This is a genomic window from Mycobacterium sp. 012931 (assembly GCF_000419295.1).
GTDB classification, from domain to species: Bacteria; Actinomycetota; Actinomycetes; order Mycobacteriales; family Mycobacteriaceae; genus Mycobacterium; species Mycobacterium marinum.
This window is the reverse complement of record NZ_AOPX01000001.1, coordinates 2,803,172-2,828,977: the sequence shown is the minus strand read 5'-3', so window position 1 is coordinate 2,828,977 and position 25,806 is coordinate 2,803,172. Positions and strand designations below refer to the sequence as shown.

The window sequence follows — 25,806 nt, the reverse complement described above, 5'->3', positions numbered from 1 at the left end:
CATGTCAACCGATTTCAAGCTGTATCGCTGCGTGCAGTGCGGGTTTGAGTATGACGAGGCACAAGGTTGGCCCGAAGACGGCATAGCCCCGGGAACACGTTGGGACGACATTCCCGACGACTGGAGCTGCCCGGACTGCGGCGCCGCAAAGTCGGACTTCGAGATGATCGAAGTCAGCCGGACCTAGCACCATCAGCCCACCGGATATGGCCATGCGGACATGTATGGCCATATCCCCAGATAGCAACCTTCAGTAGCCATTTCGGTTGTCACAACCGGCCCGCGAGGACCTACCGGAGTTAATTCGGGCGGGACCGACGTCGTCGACATTCTCGCAAATGCACGGGCGGCGCCTACCCAAAACAACATTGTGGACCGAAAGTCGAAGGCACTATCAATGCGCACTAATCTCAGCTACATGGTCGACCCCGAGCATCGAACCCGCAATCCGTATCGCAGCACCGCTGCGAATCTGATGCATAACGGGGTTCTCGACGCGATGCACGGGTTGCTGCTGGTCAAGAAATGGTCGTCGATCACCATGGCCGATGTGGCTTCCGCCGCAGGCATCAGCAGGGGCACCCTCTACAACGAATTCCAGTCGCGCCGGGGCCTGGCGCGCCACTACGCCCTGCGCCTGACCGACAGCATCGTCACCGGAATGCAAACGGCGATCAGCGAAAACCACGGCAACGGCTACAGCGCTATGCAGACCGTGTTCAGTGATTTCTTCCACCGCGTCGCCAACGACCCCCTAGCCCAGGTGCTGCGAACTGAAGACGCACCCAACGACATTCTGCGTTTGATCACCGTCGAGAGTCAGTTCCTGGTCGATCATGCCACCGAACAGCTGTCCCAGACCTTCCAGCACAGCTGGGTAAACGCCAACGAATACGACGCGGCGGTGATGGGCCAGGCGGTGGTACGGGCTGCCCTGAGCTACCTCGCCCTGCCCCCGAGTGATGCCGATGAGGCCGCCAAAGGGATGGCGCACCTGCTCGCGCCCTACATCGACTCAGTCAATAGGGCGCGCTGACGGCACTCGCCGTCGCCGCGAGCGTGCGTGTCTGCACGAAGACACGCCGTGCTGACCGGCATTCTGCGCACCCTCACCGCCCAGACGCAGGGAGACCGCTCAATACCGTGTGAACCATGAAACACCTCGAGGTCGACGGAATCGGAAATGTCAGCCGGATCGGGCTGGGCACCTGGCAGTTCGGCTCACGCGAGTGGGGTTATGGGGACCGGTACGCCTCCGGCGCCGCCCGCGACATCGTCGCGCGCGCTCGTGCGCTGGGAGTCACCCTGTTCGACACCTCCGAGGTCTACGGACTGGGCAAGAGTGAGCGGATTCTCGGCGAGGCACTCGGCGACGAGCGCGCCGAAGTGGTCGTAGCCAGCAAGATCATGCCCGTGGCGCCGTTTCCGGCGGTGGTCAAGCAGCGCGAACGGGCCAGTGCCCGCAGGTTGCAGCTCGACCGCATCCCGCTATATCAGATCCACCAGCCCAACCCGGTGGTCCCCGATTCGGTGATCATGCCGGGCATGCGCGAGCTCCTCGACACCGGCAGGATCGGAGCGGCCGGCGTCTCCAACTACTCGTTGGCGCGCTGGAAGAAAGCGGACGCCGCACTCGGGCGCCCCGTCGTCAGCAACCAGGTGCATTTCTCGCTGGCGCATCCCGGTCCGCTCGATGACCTGGTTCCCTTCGCCGAACGGGAGAACCGCATCATCATCGCCTACAGCCCACTGGCGCAGGGGCTGCTGGGCGGCAAATACGGTGTGGACAACCGGCCGGCCGGTGTTCGGGCCGTCAACCCACTGTTCGGCACGGAGAACCTGCGCCGGATCGAGCCGCTGCTGCAGACGCTTCGCGCCGTCGCCACTGACGTCGACGCAAAGCCCGCCCAGGTGGCGCTGGCATGGTTGATCAGCCTGCCCGGCGTGGTCGCCATCCCGGGAGCGTCCAGCGTGGAGCAACTCGAGTTCAATGTTGCCGCAGCCGACATCGAACTCAGCGCGGACGCGCGTGCCGCACTAACCGAGGCGGCCAGGGCTTTTCACCCCGTGTCGGCCCGGCGATTCCTCACCGACACGGTCCGCGAGAAGCTGGGCCGGCGTTAGTTACAGCGTTCGCGTCAGACGATCCGCCAACAGCTCGGCGAACCGGGCCGGATCGTCTGGCGCACCGCCTTCGGCAAGAAGCGCTGTGCCGTAGAGCAGCTCCGCGGTTTCACTGACCGCCTCCTTCTTGGCATCGTCGTCAGCGCTCGCCTGCGCCTGGCGCAGACCGATCACCAGCGGATGGGCGGGGTTGAGTTCCAGCGTTCGCTTGCCGACCGGAACGTCTTGCCCGGTGGCCCGGTAGATGCGGGCAAGCGCGGGAGTGATGCCGAACGTGTCGGTGATCAGGCAAGCCGGCGACTCGGTCAGGCGGGTGGACAACCGCACTTCCTTGACCTGTTCGCCCAACGTCTCCTTGAGCCAGCCCAGCAGGTCGGCGAACTCCTTCTGCTGCTCTTCGCGCTCGGCCTCGCTCCCTTCGCCGTCGGAGTCCAGGTCTACCCCGCCCTTGGCGACCGACTGCAGCGGCTTTCCATCGAACTCGTTGACCACTCCCACCCATACTTCGTCGACCGGTTCGGTGAGCAGCAGCACCTCATAGCCCTTGGCCCGGAAGGCCTCCAGGTGCGGCGACTTGAGGATCTGCTGTCGCGAATCCCCGGTCGCGAAGAAGATCTGCGTCTGGCCTTCCTTCATGCGCTCCACGTAGCCGGCCAGGGTGGTGGGTTCCTCTTCGCTGTGGGTCGAGGCGAAGGAGGAGATCTCCAACAGCGTCTCGCGGTTGTCGAAGTCGGCCAGCAGCCCTTCCTTGACGACCTTGCCGAACTGGGTCCAGAAGGTGCGGTAGTCCTCGGGCCGCTCGGACTGCAGATCCTTGATGGTGGACAGGACCTTCTTGGTCAGCCGTCGGCGAATCGCCTTGATCTGGCGATCCTGCTGCAGAATTTCGCGAGACACGTTCAGTGACATGTCCTGTGCGTCGACGACACCCTTGACAAAGCGCAGGTACTCGGGCATCAGCTGGTCGCAGTCGCCCATGATGAATACGCGCTTGACATACAGCTGAATACCGAAGACCGCATCCCGATTGAACAGGTCATGCTGGGCGTGCGAGGGAATGAAGAGCAGCGCCTGGTACTCGAAGGTACCTTCGGCCTTCATGGCGATGACCTCCATCGGGTCATCCCAGGCATGCGCGATGTGCTTGTAGAACTCGTTGTACTCGTCGGCGGAGACCTCGTCCTTGGGCCTGGCCCACAACGCCTTCATCGAGTTGAGCGTCTCGGTTTCGAGGACCACGGTCTCCTCGCCGGGCTCCTCACCCTCTTCGTGAGGGGCCGGGACGCGCTTCTCCACCTCCATGCGGATCGGCCAGGCGATGAAGTCTGAGTACTTCTTGATCAGATGCCGTAGCCTCCAATCCGCCGTGTAGTCATACAGCTCGTCCTCGGCGTCTTCGGGCTTGAGGTGCAATGTGACCGAGGTCCCCTGCGGAGCACCCTCGACGGATTCGATCGTGTAGGTGCCCTCTCCGCTGGACTCCCACTTGGTGGCCTCGCTCTCCCCGGCCTTGCGGGTGAGCAGTTCGACCTTGTCGGCGACCATGAACGATGAGTAGAACCCGATGCCGAATTGGCCGATCAGCTCCTCGGAGGCTGCGTCGTTCTTGGCCTCCCGCAGCTGCGCGCGCAGCTCGGCGGTGCCCGACTTGGCCAGGGTGCCGATCAGGTCCACGACCTCCGCCCGGGTCATTCCGATGCCGTTGTCGCGCACCGTCAGTGTCCGCGCGCCCTTGTCGGCCTCGGTCTCGATGTGCAGGTCCGAGGTGTCGACTTCGAGGTCCTTGTTCCGGAAGGCCTCAATTCGCAGCTTGTCCAGCGCATCGGAGGCGTTGGAGATCAGCTCCCGCAGAAATGAGTCCTTGTTGGAGTAGACCGAGTGGATCATCAGATCCAGCAGCTGCCGGGCCTCCGCCTGAAACTCCAGCTGCTCGACACGCGCGTTCATGAGATTCCTTCCGACGACATGGCGTCTCGATTTTAGCGAGATGGTTGAAAACACACGTCACGGGGGTCACCGAGCGAGGCCGCTGAGGTCGGTGCAGCCCCTGCGCCCAGCCGAACACTTTGCGGCAATGTTCGAGGTAGAACCGCCTTCGGTGTGGCATTCTGCGTTAGTGGCCGCTGATCTGGGGGGGGTCCACCTTCGGGGATCGTGACGTTCCTGTTCACCGATGTTGAGGGCTCCACCCGCCGGTGGGAGTCCGACCCCGATCGGATGCGGGCCGCCCTCGCGGCCCATGATGCGGTGCTCACACGGACGATCCAGACGCACCGGGGCTGGTTGTTCAAGCACACGGGCGACGGCGTCTGCGCCGCGTTCCCGTCGCCGAGATCCGCCGTCGATGCCGCCGTCGATGCACAGCGAGCACTCGAGTTGCCGGTGCGGATGGGGCTGGCGACCGGCGAAGCCGAGCCGCATGACGCGGACTACTTCGGTGCGGTGCTCAATCGCGCCGCGCGGGTGATGGCGACCGGCCACGGTGGCCAGATCCTGCTGACCGACTCGACAGCAAATCTGATCAGCGGAGTGGACTTGCTAGATCTCGGGTCACGCCGGTTGCGGGATCTGCCTGCCCCGGTGCGGGTGTTCCAGGTTCGGGCACCGGGCCTGCGCACCGATTTCCCCGCCTTGCGGGCACCGGATACAAGTCCTGGCAACCTGCGGCCCGCGCTGACCAGCTTCGTCGCTCGTGCGGCGGAGATCGGCCAGGTACAGACGGCGTTGCAGGTCCATCGGTTGGTGACGTTGACCGGGGTCGGTGGTGTCGGCAAGACTCGGCTGGCGCTGGAGGTCGCAACACGTGTTGCTGATGAATTCCCGGATGGCGTTTGGCTTTTCGAACTGGCCGCCGTTTCCGATCCGGCCGCGGTGCCCGACGCGGTGGCCGCCGTGCTGGGGATTACCCAACAAGCGGGAAAGACCGTAACCCAGAGCGTGGCCACGGCGCTGGAAGGACGGGTCCGGCTCTTGGTGTTCGACAATTGCGAGCACGTGCGTGACGCGGCGGCCGACCTGATCGAAGCCATCCTCGCCGGTTCGACGACCGTGCGGATCCTGGCGACCAGTCGCGAGCGGCTGGAGGTGCCTGACGAGCAGCTGTGGTCGGTGCCGTCGCTGGATGTCGGTGGCGGCGTGGTGTCCGCTGCCGGCACCCTCTTCGTCGAACGCGCCCAAGGTGTTGCCCCCGGCTTCGCACCGACCGATGCCCAGGATGCGGCCGCGATCGCCGAAATCTGCCGGCGTCTTGACGGAATCCCGCTGGCCATCGAGCTGGCCGCCTCCCGCATGGCGTCGATGACCCCGATCGAGGTGCGTGATCGGCTCGATCACCGCTTCCGCTTGCTGGTCGGATCTCGGCGCGGCCTGGGACGTCACCAAACGCTGCGTCACGCCGTTGCGTGGTCTTACGACCATCTCAGCGACGCGGAAAAGGTTCTGCTAGAGCGTTGCTCGGTGTTCGCCGGTGGTTTCGATCTGCAAAGCGCCTGCGCGGTAGCCGGATCCGCCGATACTCACGACGACTACGAGGTGCTGGACTTGCTGGATGCGTTGGTGGGCAAGTCCCTGCTCATCGTCGACCGGCTTTCGGGGCGATCACGGTTTTCGATGCTGGAGACCATCCGCGAGTTCGCCGAGGAGCAACTGGTCACCCGCGGGCAGGCACTGGCCGCTCGAACGGCGCATGCCCGCCACTTCGCCCAGCGGTTGCCCGACGTGGCGGCGGTGTGGGACAGCCCCCGGCAACCTGAGGCCTACACGTGGCTCACCGCCGAACTCGCCAATCTGCGCCTGGCCTTTCGCTGGACCGCCGACAACAATGACCTCGACGATGCCGCGAGCATCGCCACCTGGGTGGGATTTCTCGGCTTTTTTGTGAACAGATTTGAGCCGCTGACGTGGGTCGAGGAAGCGATCGAACGAGCGGTCGATCATCCCAAGCTCGCGTTCCTGCACGTGCTGGCATCACAGTGCTATACGACGGGGCGCGTCCAAGAAGCCATCCGCTACGCCGATGAGGCCGCCCGGTTGCTGGCCACCGACCGCTACGAGGTGCCGTTCGGCATCGAGGGGTGGCCATCCGGTGCGTATACCAGCAGCGGGCACCCTGAACAGTCGGTCGAGTTGTGCCGCACCCAGCTCGCGCTCGGTCACGACACGCACACACTCACCCTGGGATGTCTGGTGCTGGCCTTGACGATCAAGGGTCAATGCGACGAAGCCGAGCAGCTGGCCGATGCGCTGATCGAGTCCGCCGAAGCCACCCGCAACCCCGCGGCGCTGTGTTACGCCCTACTTGCCTATGGATTCACCTTCCGCGACACCAACCCCGCCAGCGCCCTTGCCGCCATGCGCCGTGGTTTGCGGATCGCCCAGGACACCGGTAACCGCAACAGCGAGACGCACCTAGCCGCCGTATTGTGCCGCGTCGAGGCCAAATATGGTGATCCATTGTCCGCGCTCGACCACTTCACATTGGCGATTCATAATCACCACGAGGCCGGAAACACCACCCTGATCAACACACCGCTGGCCGTACTGGCAGCGTTCTTCGATCGGCTGGGCCGCTACGAGGCGGCTGCCACCATCGCCGGTTTCGCATTTCACCCCATTACCGAGGCGTCGTTCCCGGAGCTCAGAACAACCATCTCGCACCTGCGCGATGCACTTGGAGACCACGCCTATGAATCGTTCTCCCAGAGCGGTGCCGCCATGACCACCGCCGCCATGGCGACCTATGCGTATCACCAAATCGACCACGCCAGAACGGAACTCCAAGCACGGTGAGTGGGGCGCCCAGGCAAAGAAGGTCGGCTATGACAGGTCTTTGGCGACTGCATAGAGGCTGGGATCATGAGCACAGATGATCAGCAGCCCCGGATTTTGGCGGCGCTGCAGCTCGGCTAGACGCGCCTGATTGTCACGCAGTTGCCTGCGGTCAAAGGAGAATAGCTCTTCCTGGCTTCGCAGAACGAACGGCACTTTGGACTGTCCGTCCAATGTTCCGACGTGATAGAAGGCGTCGCCGCAATGCAGGATCCAACGGTCGCCAGCGTCGACGGCAACCGCGGCATGGCCACGGATGTGACCGGGCATCGGCACCAGGACCACACCGTCAGCAATGGTGTCAAGGGTTTTGGCCGCGGCGAATCCACGCCAGGATTCGCCGTCGTGACCATGCTCCACCAGTTTGGGGCCGTGCGCCCATTGCACGCTTCGATACCGCACGCGCTCACGAAACGATGGGGCGTGGATGGCGCCGCGCGCCTCGGCGGAGGTGACGTGGACCTGAGCGTCCGGGAAGTCGGCCAGCCCGCCGATGTGGTCGAAGTCGAAGTGGGTCAGCACGATATGGCGAACGTCGGACGGCCGGTAGCCAAGGCGCTCGATCTGGTGCACCGCAGTTTCGTTCTGCAGCAAGGCAGGCCGAAGGAAGTGACGAAACGCGCCCAGCCGGCGCGGATCAAGACAGTCTTGTACCCCAAAGCCGGTGTCGACCAGGACCAGCCCGTTGCCGGCCTCGACGAGCAGGACGTGGCACAACAGTGCTGCGCCGGGTGAATTCATGGTGCCGCAGTTGAGGTGGTGGACCTTCACCGGCGGGCTCCTTCCGATTCCGGTATGACACCGATGCAGCTACAAGAACTCGGCCTAGTTAACAAGGGCCGGACCGGGGCCGGCACGCCAACACGGCGGACCGTTTTGCCCGTAGGATTCGCAGCTATGCGTCGACGCCACGGGCAGACCGAGGGGCAACGCCCGTGAAAGCATCGGCGCCATCGCGACGGATTGTCGCGGTGCTGCTGTGTGTGGTTCCGCTGAATCAGATTCCGATGGACGCCTACACCCCCGCGCTGCCACAGATGGAAACCAGTATTGGCACCACCGCTACTGCCCTGCAGTCCACGGTGACGGTGTTCATGATCGGCATGGCCTTGAGCTACCTTGCCGTGGGCATCATGTCAGATTCCTGGGGACGCAAGCCGGTGCTCATGGGCTGCGCGGCCGCGCTGACGGTGACCAGCCTCGCCTGCGCGGCGGCCAACAACGTTGCCATGTTGCTGGTGCTGCGGTTCCTGCAGGGCGGTGCGTGTAGTGCCTTCATCGTTATCGCAATCGCCATTGCCGCAGACTGTTTCGAAGGTGCACGCCTGAGATCGGTCAACGGCTTGCTGGGTGCTGCCTGGTCAGCGGCACCGATTCTGGCCCCGGCAGTGGGCGGGTTCATTGTCGAGTACACTTCGTGGCACTACGTTTTCGTCTTGATAGCGGCGTTGAGCGTCGTGGTGGGATTGGCGGTCGCCTGGGCGCTACCGGAAACCCTGGATCAAGAGTCCCGGACCCGATTTGAACTCGGCCAGACGTGGCAGGTTCTGACCGTGACCGCGCGCAACCGCGTGTTCCTGGCGTTGGCAGCGATTTTCGGGTTATTGGCCGGTCCGCAGCTCTCATTCGGTGTGGCCGCACCGTTTTTGTATCAGGACGAGATGGGCTTGTCGCCCTCAGCCTATGGTCTGATCGCGCTGGTCGTCGGTGTTGCGGTGTTGCTCGGCAGCTTTTCGACCGGCATGCTGGCCACTCGCATGGCCTTTCGCCGATTGGCATTTGCCGACTGGACGCTCTACATGGTCGGGGCGGCGCTGCTATTGGGGTCGGCCCCCGTGGTTGGTGTCAATCCCTGGGCGATCACGCTGGCGGTATCGCTGGCGGTCGCGGGGTGCGGCGCGTTGGTCCCTCAGGCGCAGGCCGCAGCACTCGGGGCGTTCAGTCGCAACCTCGGTTTGGTCAGCGGACTGTTCGGCACCCTGACGTACCTGATCATCGCCGCGATCATGACCATCGTCGGAGTCAGTCCGGAACGCACCCAGGCTCCGCTGGGATGGCTCTATGTGCTTTGTGGCGCACTGGTATTCGCCGCACTCGCCTGGGTGACGCCACGAGTCCAGGGCGAAAAACCCACGCCGGGCTAGCTCACCCGCCGACGGCCCAGCGTGTTAGTCGCGGACGCATTCGATGACGATCGCGGGCGGATAGTTGAGGTAGTCATCCCAAAAGTCGCCCTCGTCTTCGCCCTGAGGTGCCGCCGCCAGTTCGGGCACGTGCACCACGAAATCGTGAAAGCCGGCCTGCCGCAGCGCGGCTTCATACGCCGCAATCGGCAGGTAGTAGTTTTCGATCACCAGCGGTGCGCCATCGACAAACGCCGTCAACTCGATGGGCGCGCCCTCGAACGCGGCATCGGCCAGCTTGATCTGGAATCCATACTTGCGGTAGTCGGGCACTCGTCCGAATGTGTAAAGGCCCGGGTTGGTGGTGAGGGTGACAAACCGGCCACCCGGCCGAACCCGGCAAGCCACCCCGCGACACATCCTGGCTAGCTCGTCGCGGTCTCGGGCGTACACCAGCAGATAGGCCGAGATCGCGAGGTCGAAATCCTGTTGTGCCACTTCCTGGCTGGCGTCGGCAACGAAATACTCGATACCTAGTGGCTCGTGTGCCTCCTGCCCGCGGGCCAGCCCGATCATTTTCTCGGAGATATCGAAACCCACAACGCGCGCGGCGCCGGCCCGCCGCATCACGCGGGTGTAGTCCCCGGCACCGCAGGCGATGTCAACCACCTTCTCGCCCGTGACGGCGCCAATGTGTTTCAGAAATGAGTAGGCCTCGATCCTGGTCCGCACCGGGATCGCCTTCGTCTTCTTGTACTGTTCAGCGATTTCGCCCTGGTTGTAGTCAGTGACCATCCTGTCCCCTCTTCCTGTCCTCTGTGTTCGTCCTCTTTCCTCACCCGGGTTGCTGTCCAGCCTATGTTCTGAGCTGGTCAGCGGTTGGAACCCAACGCTGACCGGTCGCCCCCATATTTCTGCGATTCCCGAGACCGACACCAGCGCAGCGGCGAAAGTGGTCACGTGACGGATCGCGCACCGACGGTGGTGGACGCCCACGTTCACCAATGGGACCCGTTTGCCACTCCCCGGGCAGTGTCCGGCGTTGCGAAGATCGTGCGCCGCGCGCCGGCGGTGCTTCCAGCGCTGCTGCGGCTTTTTCCACGCGCCTCGCGCGAGTTCATCGGTGACCCGCGCTACCTGCTGGATCGCTACCTACCGGTCGACTACCTCCAAGACAGCTCCCCCGTCGGCGTCGACGCCGTCGTGCACGTGGAAGCCGGGTGGCGGACCAAAGACCCACTGGGCAGCGTGGACGAGACGCAGTGGGTCAGCGCCCTGCCATTCGGCATTGCCGGAGCACCGGTCCTCGGCGCGATCGTGGTGCATGCCGACCCGTCGGCGCCACGTATCGCTGAACTGCTGGACGCACACCTGCAGGCGAGCGCGTTGGTGCGCGGGGTGCGCTGCATCGGCGCGCACAGCGACGACCGCGGCGTCATGAATTGGACGCCCAACGCCCATCTGTACTCGAGCGCGGATTTTCGGCGCGGCTTCACCGCGGTGGCCGAGCGCGGGCTCAGCTTTGACATGTGGGTCTACGGCCACCAATTACCCGACGCGATCACGCTCGCGCGGGAATATCCCGACACCACCTTCATCCTCGATCACTACGCCACTCCGGTGGGCGCATACGGTCCGTCCGGCAAACACACCGGCACTAGCTCCGCGGACCGCCGCGCCATCCTCGGGCGGTGGCGCGACGACATCTCATCGCTGGCCGAACTGCCCAACGTGGTCGCCAAGCACAGCGGCTTCGGGATGCCGGTGTTGGGCGCCGGAGCACGCAGCCACGACGAACTGCGCGAGGCGGCTGCGCCGCTGATCAGCCACTTGCAGGCGGCCTTCGGACCTCAACGCACCTTCTGGTCCTCGAACTTCCCCATCGACAAGCCCAACGTGGCTTTGCCCCAGACCATTTCGATCCTGCGCGAGGTGCTCGGTGACCAGTTCGACCAGACTCGGATACTGCGCGACAACGCCAGCCGCGTGTACCGGCTGACCTCGAACTGACCTCAGCGAAGCGTCTTGCGTAAGACCCGTCAGATGTCGGTGGTGGTGTATCTGATCTTGACTGGAGGCGCGGCCAGCAACGGCGGCAGCTCTGTTATCCGTCCGGGGCCGGCACGAAAGCTGCGGTAGGCCTCATCGTGCTCGACGGTGTCCCAAAGCTCGTAGATCAGCCAGTGCGCTTCGTCGTCCTCGTCGACAAGCACGTCGGTGCCGAGGTTTCCGTCGAAGGCCCGGGTATCTTGCAGCGCTCGCCCCAGGACATCGCGTGCCGCACCCACAGCCTCGGGCTTGATTCTGAGTTCGAGTGTCACGGTGACTGGCATGGCGGTCTCCTTGTCAGATTTGGTCGTCGGATTTGGTCGAATCGTCTTGGCCAGCGGGCAGATTAGCAGTACCCCGCCACCGGCGTTACCAGGGCATTCCCCCGGTGAACCTACCGAGGTCAAGCCGAGTCTGTCACCACCGCCGCCGGGTCGCCAGCATCAGCATCATCCACAACGCGGCCAGAAACCCCACCGCGACGACGGCAAACGTCACCCATCCGAGCAGCATCGCGGCAGGTCCCGGTGATCTGGTGATCGCCAGCGGGATGCACGCGGTTGGTGGGTGAACGCGGCCCACGGGCGCCGCCACGATCACCACCGCGGCGATGGTCGACGCGAGCAGCCCGGACATGGAGGTGAGCATGCCGATCAACGTGATGGGGACCGTGATCGCCAACCCGGTGGCATAGCAGCTGGCGATGACGTGCGGTCTGCGCCGGTAACGGTTCGGTGAGTGCAGGACGATAGCGGTTGTGCTCGCCATCGCCGAGATCGCGAAAGGTTCGCCCAGGCGCAGCAACAATAGTGCGCTGGGAAGCAGCACCAGCGCACCCGCAACCATCCGTTCGGCCACCGCGATGGCCGGTCTTCTCGGGTTCGTGGCGCCGGTGCGGGCAGCGCCGGTACTGCCGGCGCTGCCATCAACGTCCTGCCAATACGGCCACCATCGAACTCGAGCCATCCTGGCTATCCTCTCTCGCGGATTGACTCCTTGCAGCGTTCGGGAGCAGGCTCGGTGGCAGCCTGGACCGTCGCCACGTGGGCGTAGCCGCCGGGGCGGCCCCAAACGGTCGCTCACCCGGGCCGACAAATCCAGAATCCGTTGACGACGGGAGCACGCGCATGAGGTCCGCTGTGGTGACGACCCCGGGCCACACCGACGTCATCGAGGCACCCGACCCGCAGGTCGGGCCCAAAGACGTGTTGGTCAAGATCCGCGCCTGCGGAATCTGCGGCACCGATTCGTTCTACATCTCGATCGGTGGCCTACCGCCCCATCGAGGCCGGATGCCGCTCGGGCACGAACCCGCCGGCGAGGTGGTCGCGGTCGGCTCGCGGGTATCTGGCCTAGCCGTCGGTGACCACGTCGTCATCAATCCGATGGCCGCCCCCAACGGCATCATCGGCAACAGCGGAGCCAGTGGCGCGCTGGCGGACTATCTCCTCATCGAGGAGGCGGTGCGCGGGGTAAGCCTGGAGGTCATTCCCGAGCACATACCGTTCGAAGTGGCCGCGCTCAACGAGCCGATGGCGGTGGCCCGCCATGCTGTAAACCAATGCAAGCCAAAGCCTTCTGACAAGATCCTGATCTACGGTGCCGGCCCAATCGGTCTGGGCGCGGTGCTGGCGTTCAAGTCGGTCGGCGCCGCGCACGTCGCGGTCGCTGATCTCATCCCGTCCCGCCTGGACAAGGCGCTCCAAGTGGGTGCCGACGCGGTCATCAATTCCGCCGAGGAAGATCTCACCCAACGGCTCATCGATCTGCACGGTCCTGGGCAGGCACTGTTCCCCGGCAAGGCGGGCACCGACATCTACCTGGACGCCGCCGGCGCGCCCGCGGCCGTCAACAGCGCGCTGACCAACGCGAAAAAGGGGGCCACCATCGGCATCGTGGCCGTCCACAAGAAGCCGGTCGAGGTCGATCTGGTCACCGTGATGAGCCACGAGATCACCCTGGTGGGATCGATCGGCTACCCCACCGAAATCTTCGACGTCACCAAAGACATCGTCGCCGATTGGCAGAGATATGCATTGATCGTCGACCGCACCATCGCATTCGACAACGTGCAGGATGCCCTTGCCGCCGCCACCGCACCGGGAACGGCCGACAAGATCGTTGTGACTTTCCCCTAGACCGCCACCCGTTGCGCCGACCCCTGACTGCTATCCCTCGTGGGCAGCCGATCAGGACAGCTGATAGCCGTCGCGTGAGATCGAGAAACCTCCGCCGTCGCCGATATCGCGGCAGGTCACCCCCGACGTCTCACTTTCACACTGCAGCGATCCCTTGGTGATCTTGTCGCCGTAGGCCAGCGCCGGCCCGCCGCCCAGCGCGGTGTCACCGGCACAGACAAATCGAGCGGGCTGACCGGCGGTGAGCACGATGCCCTGCCCATAATTCATCATCGACTCGCAGTCGGCGGGCTTCGGCGGCGGCGACCAGGTGCGGTCACGGACATCGCAGCGCACCGACGAAGAGTCGATCATGCAGCCGATGTTGCCGCTGGGCGACGTGAAGCCGACGATGTCGGCGTGAGCCGTTGCCGGGGCGAGCACGCCGGCCGCGAACGCACCGACAACTGTAACGAGCAGGCGTTTCGGGTGGCGAGTCATTGCTTGGACCCTACTCGTCGGTTGTCGCTGCAAGGCGGGCAAAATGCATCCGTTGCCGGCCGGGACATCCGGCCAACGCCTGCCCCACCCGATACGGCCACCAACCTCGCAGCACAAGCGATTCACCTCGCGACGACATCGCTGCGCAATGGCCAACTCGCCAAGACGTCCAAACATTCAGTTGTTCAACAGGTTTAGCGGATCGACCGGTGATTGATGAGCCCGCGCGCACCGGGCTCGGGGTCTCGGATCGCACGGGTAACCGCAAGGCCACGCCCGCGGGCCGCCGTCTCGGGGGATTGTCTCGGGGGATTATTGTGCGGGTCCCGCCTGCTCTATGACGGCGCAATCGTGGCCGAACGCTACGCGGCCGTCGGAGAATTCCTCGACACCAACCCGTCCGGCGCCGATCCGACGGTGGCCGCCATCATCACCGCGGCGCGCTCCACCACCGGGGCCGCCTTCGCCGCGGACCTACACGCGCTCGCCTATGCGCGCGGTGCTGCGGCCGAACTTCTGGGCCGCTTCTACGCACTGTTGCTACCCACCACCACCGAGCACCCGAGTTTGGCCGCCGTTGCGGCCGATCCGGCCGGGATCAATCGGCGGATGGGTACCTTCACCAACTTCTGCAACTTGCTGGACTTGGCCGCGATCGCCATCCCCGCCGCACCACTGCCGGACGCGAGGCCGTTCGGTGTCATGCTCATCGCCGCGGCCTTCGGCGACCAGGTCGCCATCGACATTGCGGCCCGCCTCAGCGGGGTCAGCACCCCGTTGCTGGTCAATCATGGGGTTGAGCTGGCCGTCTTCGGGGCTCATCTGCGCGGACAGCCACTGCACCCCCAACTACAAGAGCTGGGCGCCCGCTATTGCGGGCCGATCACCACCAGCGACGCCTACCGCCTGACCGTCCTGGACACCACGCCCGCCAAACCCGCGCTCGTGCGCACCGATCCCGGCGCCGGCGCCGGCATCCGCGGCGAGCTCTACCGAATCTCGGAAGCCGGCCTGGGGCGCTTCCTGGCCGCGCTACCACCACCCATGGCGCTGACCGCGATCGAACTCGAAAACGGCAGCGAGGTGGTCGGTTTCACGGCCACCCAGGACGCAACCAGCGACGCGACCGACATCACCGCCTACCGCGGCTGGCTGGCCTATCTGGCCGCGCAACGCTAGAACCGTCGCGACCGAAACGCGGTCAGCTCTTGGTGCCGACGGTGATCAGATCAGGCACCAGCCGCGTCCAGACCGGCCGACGGACGCGGTGCTGATCGCTGATCGTGAACCCCGCGCCTTCGAACAGTGCCCGCATCTCGGCCGGCGACGGGCTGTGCTGGGGTTTCCATTTGCTGGCCGCTGGGAGCTGCAGCAGGGGCTGGCGCGCGCTCAGGGACGAGACGGCCACCAGGCCGCCGGGGGCCAAGACTCGATGAAACTCCCGCAGCGCCGCCGGCTGATCGAAGAAATGAAATGCGGTGGTGGTAACCACGGCATCGAGTGCGCCGTCATCGAACGGCAGTTGCTCCGCCGGGCCGCGCAGCCACCGCACCCGATCGGATTTGGCCCGGGCCTGGTCGAGCATCCCGTGCGACATGTCTACACCGTAGATTTCGTCAGGGTGCAGTTCGCGCTCGATCCGAGCACTGAGAATGCCAGTGCCGCAAGCAATATCAGCAATCCTGCGAGATTTGTGGGCGCGCAGCTGGGCGAGAACCTCGTCATGGGGCGGGCGATATACCCATTGCTGCAGGATTGCCAAGTCGTAGGCCGGGGCCAACAAACTCCAGATCCCCGTGACGGCGTCGTTGAAGCCCCGGCGCGGCACCGTCGTCATGCGGTCAGGACCGAACTGTAGTAGATCGTGTCTGCCATGGTCACCGAGTCATTGTTATGCGGGATCGGCGCGGCACCGTTGTCGGCCAACAGCTGACTCATCTGGGTGCCGACCGACTGCCAGCCCAGGTTTTGCAGATACAACTCCACATCCGCTCGGTCACCCTCATAGCCGAGATCACCGAACTCCAGCTCAAACCCGTGCTCACGCCATCTGGCGGTGGCCTTGCGCATCAGTTCCCGCGCCTTTTCGGCGTCTTGCTGCGGCCTGTTCGGGATCGCCTCGCAGGCCAGCCGGCTGCCCGTGGCGCTGAGCGCGGTGATGTTGTCCAGCAGTCGGTCCTGAGCTTCCGGAGGGAGATAGCCGAAGAGGCCCTCGGCAATCCACGCGGTAGGGCGACCGGCGTCAAAACCCGCTTCCGTCAAGGCCTTCGGCCAGTCTTGACGCAGATCCACGGCCACCGTGCGCAAGTCGGCTCGCGGTACTGCGCCCAGCCCCGCCAACGTGGTGGTCTTGAACGCGATCACCTCCGGCTGGTCTATCTCGAAAACCGTCATCCCGGCCGGCCAATCCAATCGGTAGGCGCGCGCGTCCAGGCCCGACGCCAGGATCACCGCCTGACGGACGCCGGCGCGGGTCGCATCCTGAAAGAACGCGTCGAAGAAGCGAGTCCGCACGGCCATCGCATCTGGCATCTGCGCTAGCTGCCAACCAGACTCCGTATCGTCGACGTCGGCTACCACCAGATTGCCGGTGACCCAGCGCGTGAAGAAGTCCACGCCGACTGCACGAACCAGCGGTTCGGCGAACCTGTCCGCAATCAAGGGGTTGTCGGCATTGGTGGCGATCGCCCGCGCCGCCGCCACCATCGTGGCCGTCGCCCCCACACTGGTGGCCAAGTCCCAGCTGTCGTTGTCTGTGCGTGGCATGCGCCCTCCGATATCGAAGCCGAAAATACTTAGTCAGTATAACCACTATCCCGGTGCGCGCTGAACCGGCGTAAAATTGATGTCTCAATGGCAGTAACCGAAAGCGTCGCGCGATGCCGAACCTCGACACGAACACCCAGAATCGGACCAACTTGTTACGGGCGGCGCTCATCGCCGTCGGCTTGATCTTCACCTTCGCCGTCTACCCCCTCACCATCATCTGGCCATCCGGCTGGAGTTGGGGTCACGGGTCATCGCATTACCTGACGATGATCATCGGCATCTACACCACACTTGGAGTCTTCCTTCTGATCGCGGCACGAGATCCGCTGGCCCACCGCAGCCTGATCTGGTTCACGGTGGTATCGAGCGTCGTTCACGCCGCGATCATGGCCGCGCAGGCGATCGGCGACCCACACGAGCGCGGCCACCTGGCCGGTGATGTGCCCGCTCTGGTGATCGTCGCCGTTGTCCTGGGTCTGTTGATGCGGGGCGCCGAAACCCCGCGACGAGTCCAGACACCCGGGTAGGCCCATCTAGGGCCCGCTCGGGCCAACTACGATCGGCGGCGAATCCTTGCCAGCCAGATATCCGAAAGGCCCAACGCCGGTGGCCCGTTCATATGATTTTGCTCAGGTCGACGTGTTCTCTGCGACGCCATATATGGGTAACCCGGTCGCGGTCGTTCTCGACGCGGCCGGGCTGGACGACGAAACGATGCAGCGCGTCGCCCGCTGGACGAACCTCTCGGAGACGACTTTCGTGCTGCCGCCCGAAGACCCGAACGCCCACTACAAGTTGCGGATCTTTACTCCTGGTGGGGAGCTTGCTTTCGCCGGTCACCCCACCCTCGGCTCGGCGCATGCCTGGCTCGAGCACCGCGAAAGCCCAGGCTGTGCGGATCACATCGTGCAGGAGTGTGGCGCAGGCCTGGTGCAACTGCGTCGCCATCACGGCATGCTGTCGTTCGCCGCCCCACCCATGCGACGCACGGGCGATCTGGACGAGGCCTATCTGACGCAGATCGTCGCCGCATTCGGCATTGCTCGCGACCAGGTGCTGGCCCACCAATGGGTTGACAACGGTCCCGGATGGGCGGTCGTGCAACTGGCCACCACCCAAGAGGTGCTCGACCTTGAACCTGACTTCTCACAGATGTCCGCTGCCATGGTGGGGGCGATCGGCGCCTACCCGTCGGGTTCCGAACACGCGTTTGAGTTGCGCACCTTCGCTCCCGGGGTCGGGGTCGCCGAAGATCCGGTGTGCGGCAGCATGAACGCCGGCGTCGCCCAGTGGCTGACCAGCACGGGCACCGCGCCGCTGAGCTACACAGTCTCCCAAGGGGCGCGTCTGGCCAGAGCCGGAGAAATATCGATAACCACCGATCCAGACGGTGTCGTTTGGGTCAGCGGGGCGACGAGCACCTGCTTCAAAGGCACCGCCCTGTTCTAGCAACGCCACACCGCTACCCGTCGTAGCCCGTCGAAGAGGGGCTCGCACCGACCGTGGACCAGGTCATCGGGTCCGGCCCCTGGCCGACGCGCAACCCGGCAGCGCGCAAGAGAGGACGCGGGAAAAAACGGAAAAAGTGAGGGATCGAAAGCCGTAGCCTCTGTGGTCCCTCAAAAAAGCCGCATGAAAGCGGGGTCCGCGCCCTCCCCATGATCGAACCGCATGCCGGCAATCACCGCAAGTTGCGCACCTGCACGAGCGAAACCAGGCCCATCTGGTGCCGCAGCGTCCTGGGCGGAAGCAGCCGAAAGCCGTGCACACCCGGCCGGCCCGTGGCGACCTGGACGATCTTGCGCGCGATGCGGAAATCCACGTCCTTGAGCACTCCCCGATCCGTTGTCGTCTCGAGCAGTGCCGATAGGCCGGAAACCGCAAAGGGATTCGTGACATCGAGCATCACGTTGGTGGCCTCGACGAGCTGGCGCGCCCGTTCCTCGGCCGGCATTCCCGACAGGGCCGATCCGGTCGCGTCCAGGCGCGTCGTGATCCGACCGACGAGGCGACGCAGCCGATGAGGCGCCAGCGCCATCGTCCCGGCATGGGTGACGGACATCCCGAGACAGTCGATCCGGTTGCGGCCGCGGTAGGCCGGATCGGAGGCGCACGGTTGGCCGGTCGCGCTCAGGGTGGTGCGAAGCTCTTTGGCGAGCTTGCGTTTGACGCCCAACTCGTCAAGCAACGCATCGATTCGCGCATCCGCCTCGTGCAGCGCCGCGAGGTCAGGATGAGCGATGAGGAAGTCATCGTTGTACCGCGCGTAAAAGATGCCTTCGATACCGACGATCGCCCGGTCCATGGGTATGACCGCCAGATTGCCCAGCACCGGAACAAGCGGTGTTCCCATCGCGACGCCGTAGCGCCGGGTGAACTGGACCCCGCTCTCATCGCGCACGATGGGGCGGGCCAGCGCGGTGATGAGGTCCCAGGTGTGAACTCCGATGCGGCCCTTCGAACTACCGAGGGTCGCGATCTCGCGCAGCGTTGGCCACAGCGCCGCGTCCGGACCGACCGGCAGATTGTCGCCGTAGTGTTCGAAATCTGACTGCAAGACATACAGCGGCGGGCCTTTGTCGCCCACCCGGTGGCGGTGAGCTCGCACATAGCCGGCAAGAGCACGCACCGCCGCAACATTCGTCAGGCCAGGCAGATAGGAGTAGACGCCGGGCAGGCCGTAGCAGCGCGCATTATGCGAAAGCAGCTGAAACAGAGCCGAACCCACGACGTGATCGCTGAACGCGGGCGTGTGGGCGGCGCGGACTTTCCCTTTGGTCTCGAGCATCCAGAGGTCGACCGGCTGCGGTCGGTATCGGCCGCTGCCGACACCGCGGGCTATCGCCCGCGACAGCGTGCGCCGCTGGCTTGCGGTGCCAAAGTAGGTGACGCCGCCGGCCGCCTCACCGAAGGCCAACCCGCGCCGGCGCTTCTTGGAGAAGATCCGCAGAATAGCGTCTTCGTAGGTCTTCGGATCCGCCAGTCGTCGCTCGATGTCAACGGGTTCAACCATGGCGGCCCAGCCCCGTCTCCATGGTGCCCCAGCTGAACCGCCAGGCCTTCATGGTTTGCAGCCAGCGCCTGAACACCGCGGGTTCGGGGTCGGGAGGCAGCAGCATGAGCCGACGCAGCCTGCCATCGTGATACAGCGGCGTGAGCAGGCGATCAGCCAAGGGAACCACGATGGAGCCGCCCTCGAGGCTCGCTATTGCCGCGGGCAACGCCGCGGTCAACACACCGTGGTCGAGATTGCGCATGTCTCGTGCCCCCGCGAACGTGTCGAGGTCGAAAACGATGCCGTCCGGAAAGAGCACATGAAACTCGGCGCACAGCGTTTCAACATCACCCGACTGCGATGTCACATCGTCCATTGGCAGGATCCATTTTTCGGCGATCAGACGGTCGAGGGCAGCCGCTCCGGTAGTCATCGGCATGCCCAACGAGTTGCCGCGGTTGGCAGCGCCCCCGGTGATCGCCTGGAGCGCCAGGTGGGGCTGCTGTGCGGTATCGCCGTTCGCGGTTCGCTGGTAGTAGACAAGAATCGTTGCCGACCGAAACGCGAAATGCCCTTTACCGCTGAATGTTTGCCGCATCAGCGCCACCGCGGCCGATCTCTGCTTGGCCGCGATCGAGTCCGGGATGGTGATGCTGCCGACCAGGACTGGCCCCTGCTCACGGGCGAGCGCACGCATCCAGTCCCCCAGCATCAGCAGCGTGGGCGGCGCAGGTGGGCGGCGGTCTCGATAATGCTGCAGGTCGATCAGCACGACGAGTTGGGCGATCAGCGCGGCGGTGATCTGAATCAGGTCAGAGGCGGGGTTGCGGTCCATCCATACCAGCCACAACAAGCCGGCCAGCAACACGATGGTCAAGAGGTGGGTGCCGAAGCGGCCTTCGGCGAACAGCCGGATCTGGTACATCCCGATCAAACTGCGCACGACAAAAAGCGGAAGCAACGCAAACAGGAAGCTCAGCGGAATGTCGTGCAGGACATAGGTCCCGAGCACGGCGGCAAGCGACCAGAAGAACAGGGCGATGAGCGGCGTCATCATCAGGAGCCGGTGGAAGAAGAAGAGCCGAAATTCCCTGAGCGCCGGGATACTGCGCAGTCGGACGAAGTCGAAATAGAAAAGCCCCGCGCCCTCGAAGGCGCCGCAAAACAACGGCAGCACCAAATAGAAGAACTGGAACACATCGACGTGCCGCCACGCCGCTACACCGGCGGTGAGATCAAACGATCGCGTGCTTGTCCCATACACGCCGACAATGGCAAGCACGATGATCGCGTCCATGCGCAACACAAGTCCCGACAGCGTTGTCTGCAGACCAAGCCAGGGCGGGATCTTGGGCAGCAGCCGCCAGAATGCGTACCAGGGTGCCCCCAGCTTCGGCCACAGCCCGGTCAGCCGATAGACCTCGAGGGTGAAGTGCACGGTGCCCCAAATGCCGATGGCGTTGGACGCGACGATCGCAATGATGATCGCGGCGGTGGGATACCAGTAGAGGCCGGCGGTGAGGATTCCCAGCTGGACGAAGGTGGGAGCGAGCATCAGCCATCTGGGCCGGTAGATGCGCCGGGTGGCATAGATCCCGGAATGGATCACTCGGACCGGAAAGCCGAGCGCCAGTTCCAGGACCACCAGAAGTGCATAGAGGTGCGCAATCGAGTCGTCGCCGGATGGGCGCAACAACGTCAGTGCAGCACCGGCACCGATCATCAAGACCACGGCGACAATCACCGAAAGTACCAACCAAGAGCCAATTTCGCGTTCGGCCGCGTCCCGGTCCCCGGCCCGGAAGAAACCCCTCAGCCGCTCTCGCATGACTTCGAGCAGCCCCCACCAGCCGCCACCGGCGATCAGGCTGCCGATTCGCAGCACCATGACGGTAAACACGGCCAGCCCGCCGAGGCTGGAGAGCAGCAGCAGGAATTCGATGACGTGAACGGCGAATCGGCTGGTGTCGAGCAGGAACGCGGACCGCAGCCGGTAACGGAAGTAGGCGAAGATCCGGCCGGTGAGCAGGCTCGTGTAGAGAGAAACCAAGCGGCCTTCCCGGCGCGCTCTGCGCTGGAACCAGCGATCGATCTCGTTCACGAGACGCGTTTCCGGCGCCGCAAGCTCGTCGGCTGCGGCAAACACATGTGATCTTTGGCGGGCGATCCACCAACGTTGACACACGGACGTGAAAAGCTGTACTGCGTTACTGGTTTGGGCGAGTGCGGGAATCTCCCGCTCAACACCGCTGAGAAGAGTGGACCATGCAACTGCGGCGAGGCGACAAGGCTGTACTTTCGATATCGGCCGGTCTCGCGGCGATTGTCGTCGCGGCTGTCGCCTTCGGCCTGCTCGTGGTGGACCGCTCGCCGCCACCCTCCAAACAACCCGGCAACAGCAGCTCGAGCCTGCTCGTGATGACCTGGGGCCCCAGCCTGTGCCGGGTCGAGCGCAACAACTCCGGATGCAGATCCGGTCACGTCGAGAAGTTGGGGCGGACATTGATCCTGCACGGGCTCTGGCCCCAACCCCCAACCGAACAGTTCTGCGACGTGCCAACAGCGGACGAAGGTCGGGCTCGTGACCATCTACGCGATACCGACATCGCGTCGCTGGATCTGCCGCAGGACGTGCAATCGAAGTTGCAGTCGATGATGTCGGACATCAAGGCCATGGTGCCGCACGAGTGGTATGCGCATGGCAGCTGTTCCGGCGTCACACCGGCGGTCTACTTCAGCGCTGCCGTGACACTCGCCGACCAGCTCGGCAGGATCCTCGATCCGGTGTTCGAGAAGGCGCAGGGCCGGCAACTGTCGCTCGGCACGATACGCGAGCGCATCGATGCCGAACTGGGCGACGGGGCGGGCGAGCGCGTCAGTCTCACCTGCCGGGATGTCGACAAGAAAGAGATCGTCGTCTACGAGGTGCAACTGTCGCTTCCTCCCGTCGCCGAACTTGGCGCCACCCAGAGCACCCTGTCACTGCAAGACTTGCTCTTCAAAGGCCCAACGATATCCGCCCAATGCCGGCGTGGACGTGTGCCGTGAGGATTTGCTCAAGTTTTGCAAACTCCACCGCTGCATAAACCCAACGCCGTCGGTGGCGGTCGTTTCGCGGGTACCATCCCACCTCGCATCTGCACCCCGGTCAACCGCATACGGACTTCGATCCCGTGTCACCGGCCCGGGCATCAACCCGACCCGGCAAGCTGGTGACCGGCCGGTGAATGCCCGGCCCGAGCGCCGCGATGAACCTGAATCCGAAACCAGCGGGCCATCATCCATGCGATAGATACGCCCACGGAAATGGATGCGCGCCGGCCGGACGACGAATCCGTCCTACCTACAGCACGTCGACTTGCCGGTCGGGCCCCGACGGATCGACTGCCGCACCGCAACCAGGGAACATCACACCGATACCCTCCCGGGGTAGGGTCTTATCCTTCGGCGCCCGAGCTGATTAGCATTCCCGCTGTGGGTACGCCGGGCATCAGACATTTTGCCCGCCCAATCGCTGGACCGTGGTTTGGCGACCGGCCGGGCACCAGCTCATGCACCAATCCGAAATTCAAGAAGTAGGAGAAAGCATGCATATTGCGCTAGTACGAGCGGCGGCGGTCGCGGTGCTCCTGTCCCCCGGCTTCCTCGCCGTCGGCTGCGGTTCGGACTCGACGAAGTCCGGACCAACCACGCCGACCCAGTCGACGGCCAGCGGGGCATCTTCGACAACCACGGCCCAGGCCAGCGGCGGTGAATGCCCCGCGGCGACCGCGGTCAACGTCAGCTCGACAAACGGCGGCTACCCGGATGGGATCAATTGGTCCACCGTCTACGCGGCGGCAGATCGCCCGCTGGCCGGCCTGGGGGGTGACGGCAGGGCCATCGTGGTGTACATCGGCACCACCAAGCGTCCGCTGGCGGATCTCAAGGATCGCAAGATTGAACTGGCGGCCGATGAGGCGTTCCTCAAGCTGGAGTTCACCAACGGCGCGCAGAATGCCGGGGAAGGCGACTATACGACCTCCAGCGACCGCAAAGACCCCAACACGTTCGATCTCTCGATCCGGGTGACCGGACGGACGACGGTGCAGATGTCGCAGGCAAAGGGCAAGGCCCAGCTGGTCACCGACGGTAACCGGGTCTGCGGCAACTTCGACATCGCGGACAAGTGGACGTCGGCGTCTGGCACCTTCGCAGCCGAGGTGGCAACCTAGCCCCACCAGCCGGTTCATCGGCGTGCGCGTGGTGCGGCAGGATGGATATCACCATGACCGACACCGCGACCGATCCTGCGCCCCCAACTGCCAGCCGGGGGCGTCACCTGGTGCGGCTCGCGCTGTTCGCCGGTTTCCTGCTCGGGATGTTCTATCTGGTTGCCGTGGCCCGTGTCATCGACATCGCGGGGATCCGTAGCGCGATCACGGCGGCGGGCCCCCTGGCGCCGCTGGCGTATGTCGTGATGTCGACCGTCCTCGGCGCGATGTTCGTCCCGGGTCCGATCCTGGCGGCCGGCAGCGGCGTGCTGTTCGGCCCGGTACTGGGCACATTCGTGACCCTGGGCGCGACGGTGGGTACCGCGGTGGTCGCCAGCCTGCTCGGCCGGCGCGCGGGCCGGGACAGCGCCCGTGTCCTGCTGGGCACCGACCGCGCCAATCGTCTCGATGCACGGATCGAACGTCAGGGGCTGTGGGCGGTGGTTGGCCAGCGCTTCATCCCCGGCATCTCGGACGCACTGGCCTCCTACACCTTCGGGGCCTTTGGGGTACCGCTGTGGCAGATGATCGTCGGGTCGCTCATCGGATCTGCGCCGCGCGCGTTCGTCTACACCGCGCTGGGTGCCACCATCATGAACCTGTCGTCCTGGCTGGCGTACGCGGCCATCACCGTCTGGTGCGTGACCGCGATCGTCGGGGCAGTCACCGCGCGGCGCGAGTACCGCAAGTGGCGTGAGCGCGCGAGCGACCCGGCGCCGGCCGAGTCGGCCTAGGTTCATCCGCGTCGACGACGACACCATCGGGTGACGGCTGGGCGGCGCTGCCGTACGGTCGCCAGCGACCCGTGAATCTTGTTTGGAAGGTGAGCGCACGCGATGCCGGAGCAGTCTCAGTTCCCATCCGCGGCTAGTGTCGCCGTGAGTCTGGCGTGGGTGGGCGGTGCGCTGATCGGCGCTTACCTGCTCGGCGTGCTGTTGTCGTGGATATTGAAACGCATCGGCCGGCGCAGCGAACTGCTGGGCGATATCGCGCCGCTTACCCACAAGCCGCTTCGGGTCACATTGATGGTGATTGCCGCGATTGTCGCGGTACACGGTTCCGTGCACGGTGCCGTGGCCTCACACGGCTGGGTTGACCACACCCTGGTGCTGCTGTTGATCGCCGCCATCACCTGGCTGGTGGCCAGCCTGGTGCTCGTCGCGGAGCGGCGCGCGATCAATCAGTTCGGTGGCGGTGACGCGACGATGACCGATGCCGATCTGCACCGCAGACGGATCCGGACCCAGGTGACGACGCTGCGCAGGCTGGCGGTGGCCGCCGTGGTGCTGTTGGGTCTGGCGGCGGCCCTGATGACCTTCCCCGCCTTCGCCGCGCTCGGCACCGCCCTGTTGGCCTCCGCGGGCGTGCTGTCGGTGGTGGCCGGTCTTGCCGCGCAGACCTCGCTCGGTGCGGTCTTCGCCGGTATCCAGATAGCGTTCTCCGACGCCATCCGCGTCGGCGATGTCGTTGTGCTCGAGGATAAATGGGGCCGCATCGAGGAGATCACGCTGACCTATGTGGTGGTAAACCTCTGGGACCAGCGACGGCTGGTCTTGCCCACCACTTACTTCACCACGACACCATTTGAGAACTGGACGCGCAATGCCACCGAACTGCTGGGCACCGTCGAACTCGACGTCGACTTCGCGGTTGGGCTGCAGGCGATGCGCGCCGAACTACAGCGCCAGCTGGCCGGCAGCGAACTTTGGGACCAGCGCGTTGGCGCGTTGCAGGTGACCGACGCCGTCGGCGGCCACGTGCGGGTGCGGATACTGGTCAGTGCGCCCAATGCCGGCGCCCTGTGGGACCTGCGCTGCGCGGTCCGCGAAGGCATGGTCGACTGGTTGCAGCGCAACCAACCCGCAGCCCTACCGCGCTGGCGCGTTGCGCATTCCGACACCCGTTGCGCCGGACAGCCCGCATGCCGCGATGCCGGAAACGGCGCAAATGAGCAGGACCCTGGCTAGTCGACTGCGCGATCGGGTGTTCCGTGGTCGCGTGTGTGGCCCGGACACCGGCCCCTTGTGCCGCGACATCGGAGGCCAAGC

Annotated in this window: 23 protein-coding genes and 1 pseudogene; 14 read left to right on the top strand and 10 right to left on the bottom strand. The window is 64.9% G+C overall.

All coding sequences use genetic code 11. The annotated features are described in order from the left end of the window. Position 1: 1 nt before the first annotated feature. From MMSP_RS12510 to MMSP_RS12500, 3 genes are all read left to right on the top strand, one after another. Positions 2-187, top strand: coding sequence for a rubredoxin (locus tag MMSP_RS12510; protein ID WP_011740670.1), 186 nt, complete (start codon positions 2-4; stop codon positions 185-187). 210 nt (positions 188-397) lie between these two features. Next, the gene (locus MMSP_RS12505; RefSeq protein ID WP_012395149.1) at positions 398-1,036 is read left to right on the top strand and encodes a TetR/AcrR family transcriptional regulator; all 639 of its coding nucleotides are present in this window, start codon (positions 398-400) and stop codon (positions 1,034-1,036) included. A 116-nt stretch (positions 1,037-1,152) separates the two neighbouring features. Then, a complete protein-coding gene (locus MMSP_RS12500; RefSeq protein WP_020786888.1) occupies positions 1,153-2,124 on the top strand; it encodes an aldo/keto reductase in 972 nt (323 codons plus the stop codon). Here MMSP_RS12500 and htpG read toward each other — a convergent pair whose 3' ends face one another. After that, on the bottom strand, positions 2,125-4,071 hold the full coding sequence (htpG, locus tag MMSP_RS12495) for a molecular chaperone HtpG (protein WP_020786887.1): 1,947 nt from the start codon (positions 4,069-4,071) through the stop codon (positions 2,125-2,127). It lies immediately after the preceding gene. A 207-nt stretch (positions 4,072-4,278) separates the two neighbouring features. On the opposite strand from htpG, the gene MMSP_RS12490 reads away from it, so the two are divergent. Beyond that, positions 4,279-6,912, top strand: coding sequence for an adenylate/guanylate cyclase domain-containing protein (locus tag MMSP_RS12490; RefSeq protein WP_020786886.1), 2,634 nt, complete (start codon positions 4,279-4,281; stop codon positions 6,910-6,912). 27 nt (positions 6,913-6,939) lie between these two features. Here the strand turns inward: MMSP_RS12490 and MMSP_RS12485 are convergent, their stop codons facing one another. Beyond that, on the bottom strand, positions 6,940-7,722 hold the full coding sequence (locus tag MMSP_RS12485) for an MBL fold metallo-hydrolase (protein ID WP_020786885.1): 783 nt from the start codon (positions 7,720-7,722) through the stop codon (positions 6,940-6,942). Between the two features lie 164 nt (positions 7,723-7,886). Here MMSP_RS12485 and MMSP_RS12480 point away from each other — a divergent pair, with 164 nt between their 5' ends. After that, positions 7,887-9,095 carry a multidrug effflux MFS transporter gene (locus MMSP_RS12480; RefSeq protein ID WP_020786884.1) on the top strand — a complete coding sequence of 403 codons (1,209 nt, stop codon included), beginning with the start codon at positions 7,887-7,889 and terminating at the stop codon, positions 9,093-9,095. Between the two features lie 24 nt (positions 9,096-9,119). Here MMSP_RS12480 and MMSP_RS12475 read toward each other — a convergent pair whose 3' ends face one another. After that, positions 9,120-9,869, bottom strand: coding sequence for a class I SAM-dependent methyltransferase (locus MMSP_RS12475; protein ID WP_020786883.1), 750 nt, complete (start codon positions 9,867-9,869; stop codon positions 9,120-9,122). Positions 9,870-10,034: 165 nt separating this feature from the next. Between MMSP_RS12475 and MMSP_RS12470 the strand changes: the two genes are divergently transcribed. After that, a complete protein-coding gene (locus tag MMSP_RS12470) occupies positions 10,035-11,084 on the top strand; it encodes an amidohydrolase (protein WP_036426472.1) in 1,050 nt (349 codons plus the stop codon). Between the two features lie 29 nt (positions 11,085-11,113). On the opposite strand, the gene MMSP_RS12465 is transcribed toward MMSP_RS12470, so the two are convergent. Then, entirely contained in the window at positions 11,114-11,407 is a 294-nt protein-coding gene (locus MMSP_RS12465; protein WP_012395157.1) for a putative quinol monooxygenase, read from the bottom strand. Between the two features lie 133 nt (positions 11,408-11,540). Beyond that, entirely contained in the window at positions 11,541-12,089 is a 549-nt protein-coding gene (locus tag MMSP_RS12460) for a hypothetical protein (protein WP_012395158.1), read from the bottom strand. 161 nt (positions 12,090-12,250) lie between these two features. Between MMSP_RS12460 and MMSP_RS12455 the strand changes: the two genes are divergently transcribed. Next, positions 12,251-13,261, top strand: coding sequence for a zinc-binding dehydrogenase (locus MMSP_RS12455; protein ID WP_036426471.1), 1,011 nt, complete (start codon positions 12,251-12,253; stop codon positions 13,259-13,261). Between the two features lie 51 nt (positions 13,262-13,312). Here MMSP_RS12455 and MMSP_RS12450 read toward each other — a convergent pair whose 3' ends face one another. Continuing rightward, complete coding sequence (locus MMSP_RS12450) at positions 13,313-13,741, bottom strand: DUF6636 domain-containing protein (RefSeq protein WP_036426470.1); 429 nt, start codon at positions 13,739-13,741, stop codon at positions 13,313-13,315. A 312-nt stretch (positions 13,742-14,053) separates the two neighbouring features. Here MMSP_RS12450 and MMSP_RS12445 point away from each other — a divergent pair. Continuing rightward, positions 14,054-14,920, top strand: a pseudogene (locus MMSP_RS12445) (allophanate hydrolase); the annotation flags it as partial. Between the two features lie 22 nt (positions 14,921-14,942). Here the strand turns inward: MMSP_RS12445 and MMSP_RS12440 are convergent. Both MMSP_RS12440 and MMSP_RS12435 read right to left on the bottom strand, forming a co-directional pair. Then, entirely contained in the window at positions 14,943-15,578 is a 636-nt protein-coding gene (locus MMSP_RS12440; RefSeq protein ID WP_020725830.1) for a class I SAM-dependent methyltransferase, read from the bottom strand. Then, positions 15,575-16,507, bottom strand: a complete 933-nt coding sequence (locus tag MMSP_RS12435; protein ID WP_020786876.1) for an SAM-dependent methyltransferase — start codon at positions 16,505-16,507, stop codon at positions 15,575-15,577. The genes MMSP_RS12440 and MMSP_RS12435 overlap by 4 nt, the downstream gene beginning before the upstream one ends. A gap of 113 nt (positions 16,508-16,620) precedes the next feature. Here MMSP_RS12435 and MMSP_RS12430 point away from each other — a divergent pair, with 113 nt between their 5' ends. Both MMSP_RS12430 and MMSP_RS12425 read left to right on the top strand, forming a co-directional pair. Next, positions 16,621-17,037 carry a DUF6632 domain-containing protein gene (locus tag MMSP_RS12430; RefSeq protein ID WP_011740684.1) on the top strand — a complete coding sequence of 139 codons (417 nt, stop codon included), beginning with the start codon at positions 16,621-16,623 and terminating at the stop codon, positions 17,035-17,037. A gap of 79 nt (positions 17,038-17,116) precedes the next feature. Beyond that, positions 17,117-17,959 (top strand): PhzF family phenazine biosynthesis protein, encoded by an 843-nt coding sequence (locus MMSP_RS12425; protein ID WP_036426469.1) that lies wholly within the window; start codon positions 17,117-17,119, stop codon positions 17,957-17,959. Positions 17,960-18,191: 232 nt separating this feature from the next. Here the strand turns inward: MMSP_RS12425 and MMSP_RS12420 are convergent, their stop codons facing one another. Beyond that, positions 18,192-19,523: a hypothetical protein gene (locus tag MMSP_RS12420; RefSeq protein ID WP_020786874.1), complete on the bottom strand. Its 1,332-nt coding sequence runs from the start codon at positions 19,521-19,523 to the stop codon at positions 18,192-18,194. After that, a complete protein-coding gene (locus MMSP_RS12415) occupies positions 19,516-21,606 on the bottom strand; it encodes a hypothetical protein (protein ID WP_020786873.1) in 2,091 nt (696 codons plus the stop codon). Before MMSP_RS12415 ends, MMSP_RS12420 begins: the two co-directional genes overlap by 8 nt. A gap of 164 nt (positions 21,607-21,770) precedes the next feature. Between MMSP_RS12415 and MMSP_RS12410 the strand changes: the two genes are divergently transcribed. The 4 genes from MMSP_RS12410 (at position 21,771) to MMSP_RS12395 (ending at position 25,725) form a co-directional block, all read left to right on the top strand. Next, on the top strand, positions 21,771-22,553 hold the full coding sequence (locus MMSP_RS12410; RefSeq protein WP_020786872.1) for a ribonuclease I precursor: 783 nt from the start codon (positions 21,771-21,773) through the stop codon (positions 22,551-22,553). A 539-nt stretch (positions 22,554-23,092) separates the two neighbouring features. Next, a complete protein-coding gene (locus tag MMSP_RS12405) occupies positions 23,093-23,719 on the top strand; it encodes a hypothetical protein (protein ID WP_020786871.1) in 627 nt (208 codons plus the stop codon). A 53-nt stretch (positions 23,720-23,772) separates the two neighbouring features. After that, the gene (locus tag MMSP_RS12400; protein ID WP_020786870.1) at positions 23,773-24,492 is read left to right on the top strand and encodes a TVP38/TMEM64 family protein; all 720 of its coding nucleotides are present in this window, start codon (positions 23,773-23,775) and stop codon (positions 24,490-24,492) included. Between the two features lie 102 nt (positions 24,493-24,594). Further along, entirely contained in the window at positions 24,595-25,725 is a 1,131-nt protein-coding gene (locus tag MMSP_RS12395; protein ID WP_036426468.1) for a mechanosensitive ion channel family protein, read from the top strand. Positions 25,726-25,806 lie beyond the last annotated feature (81 nt).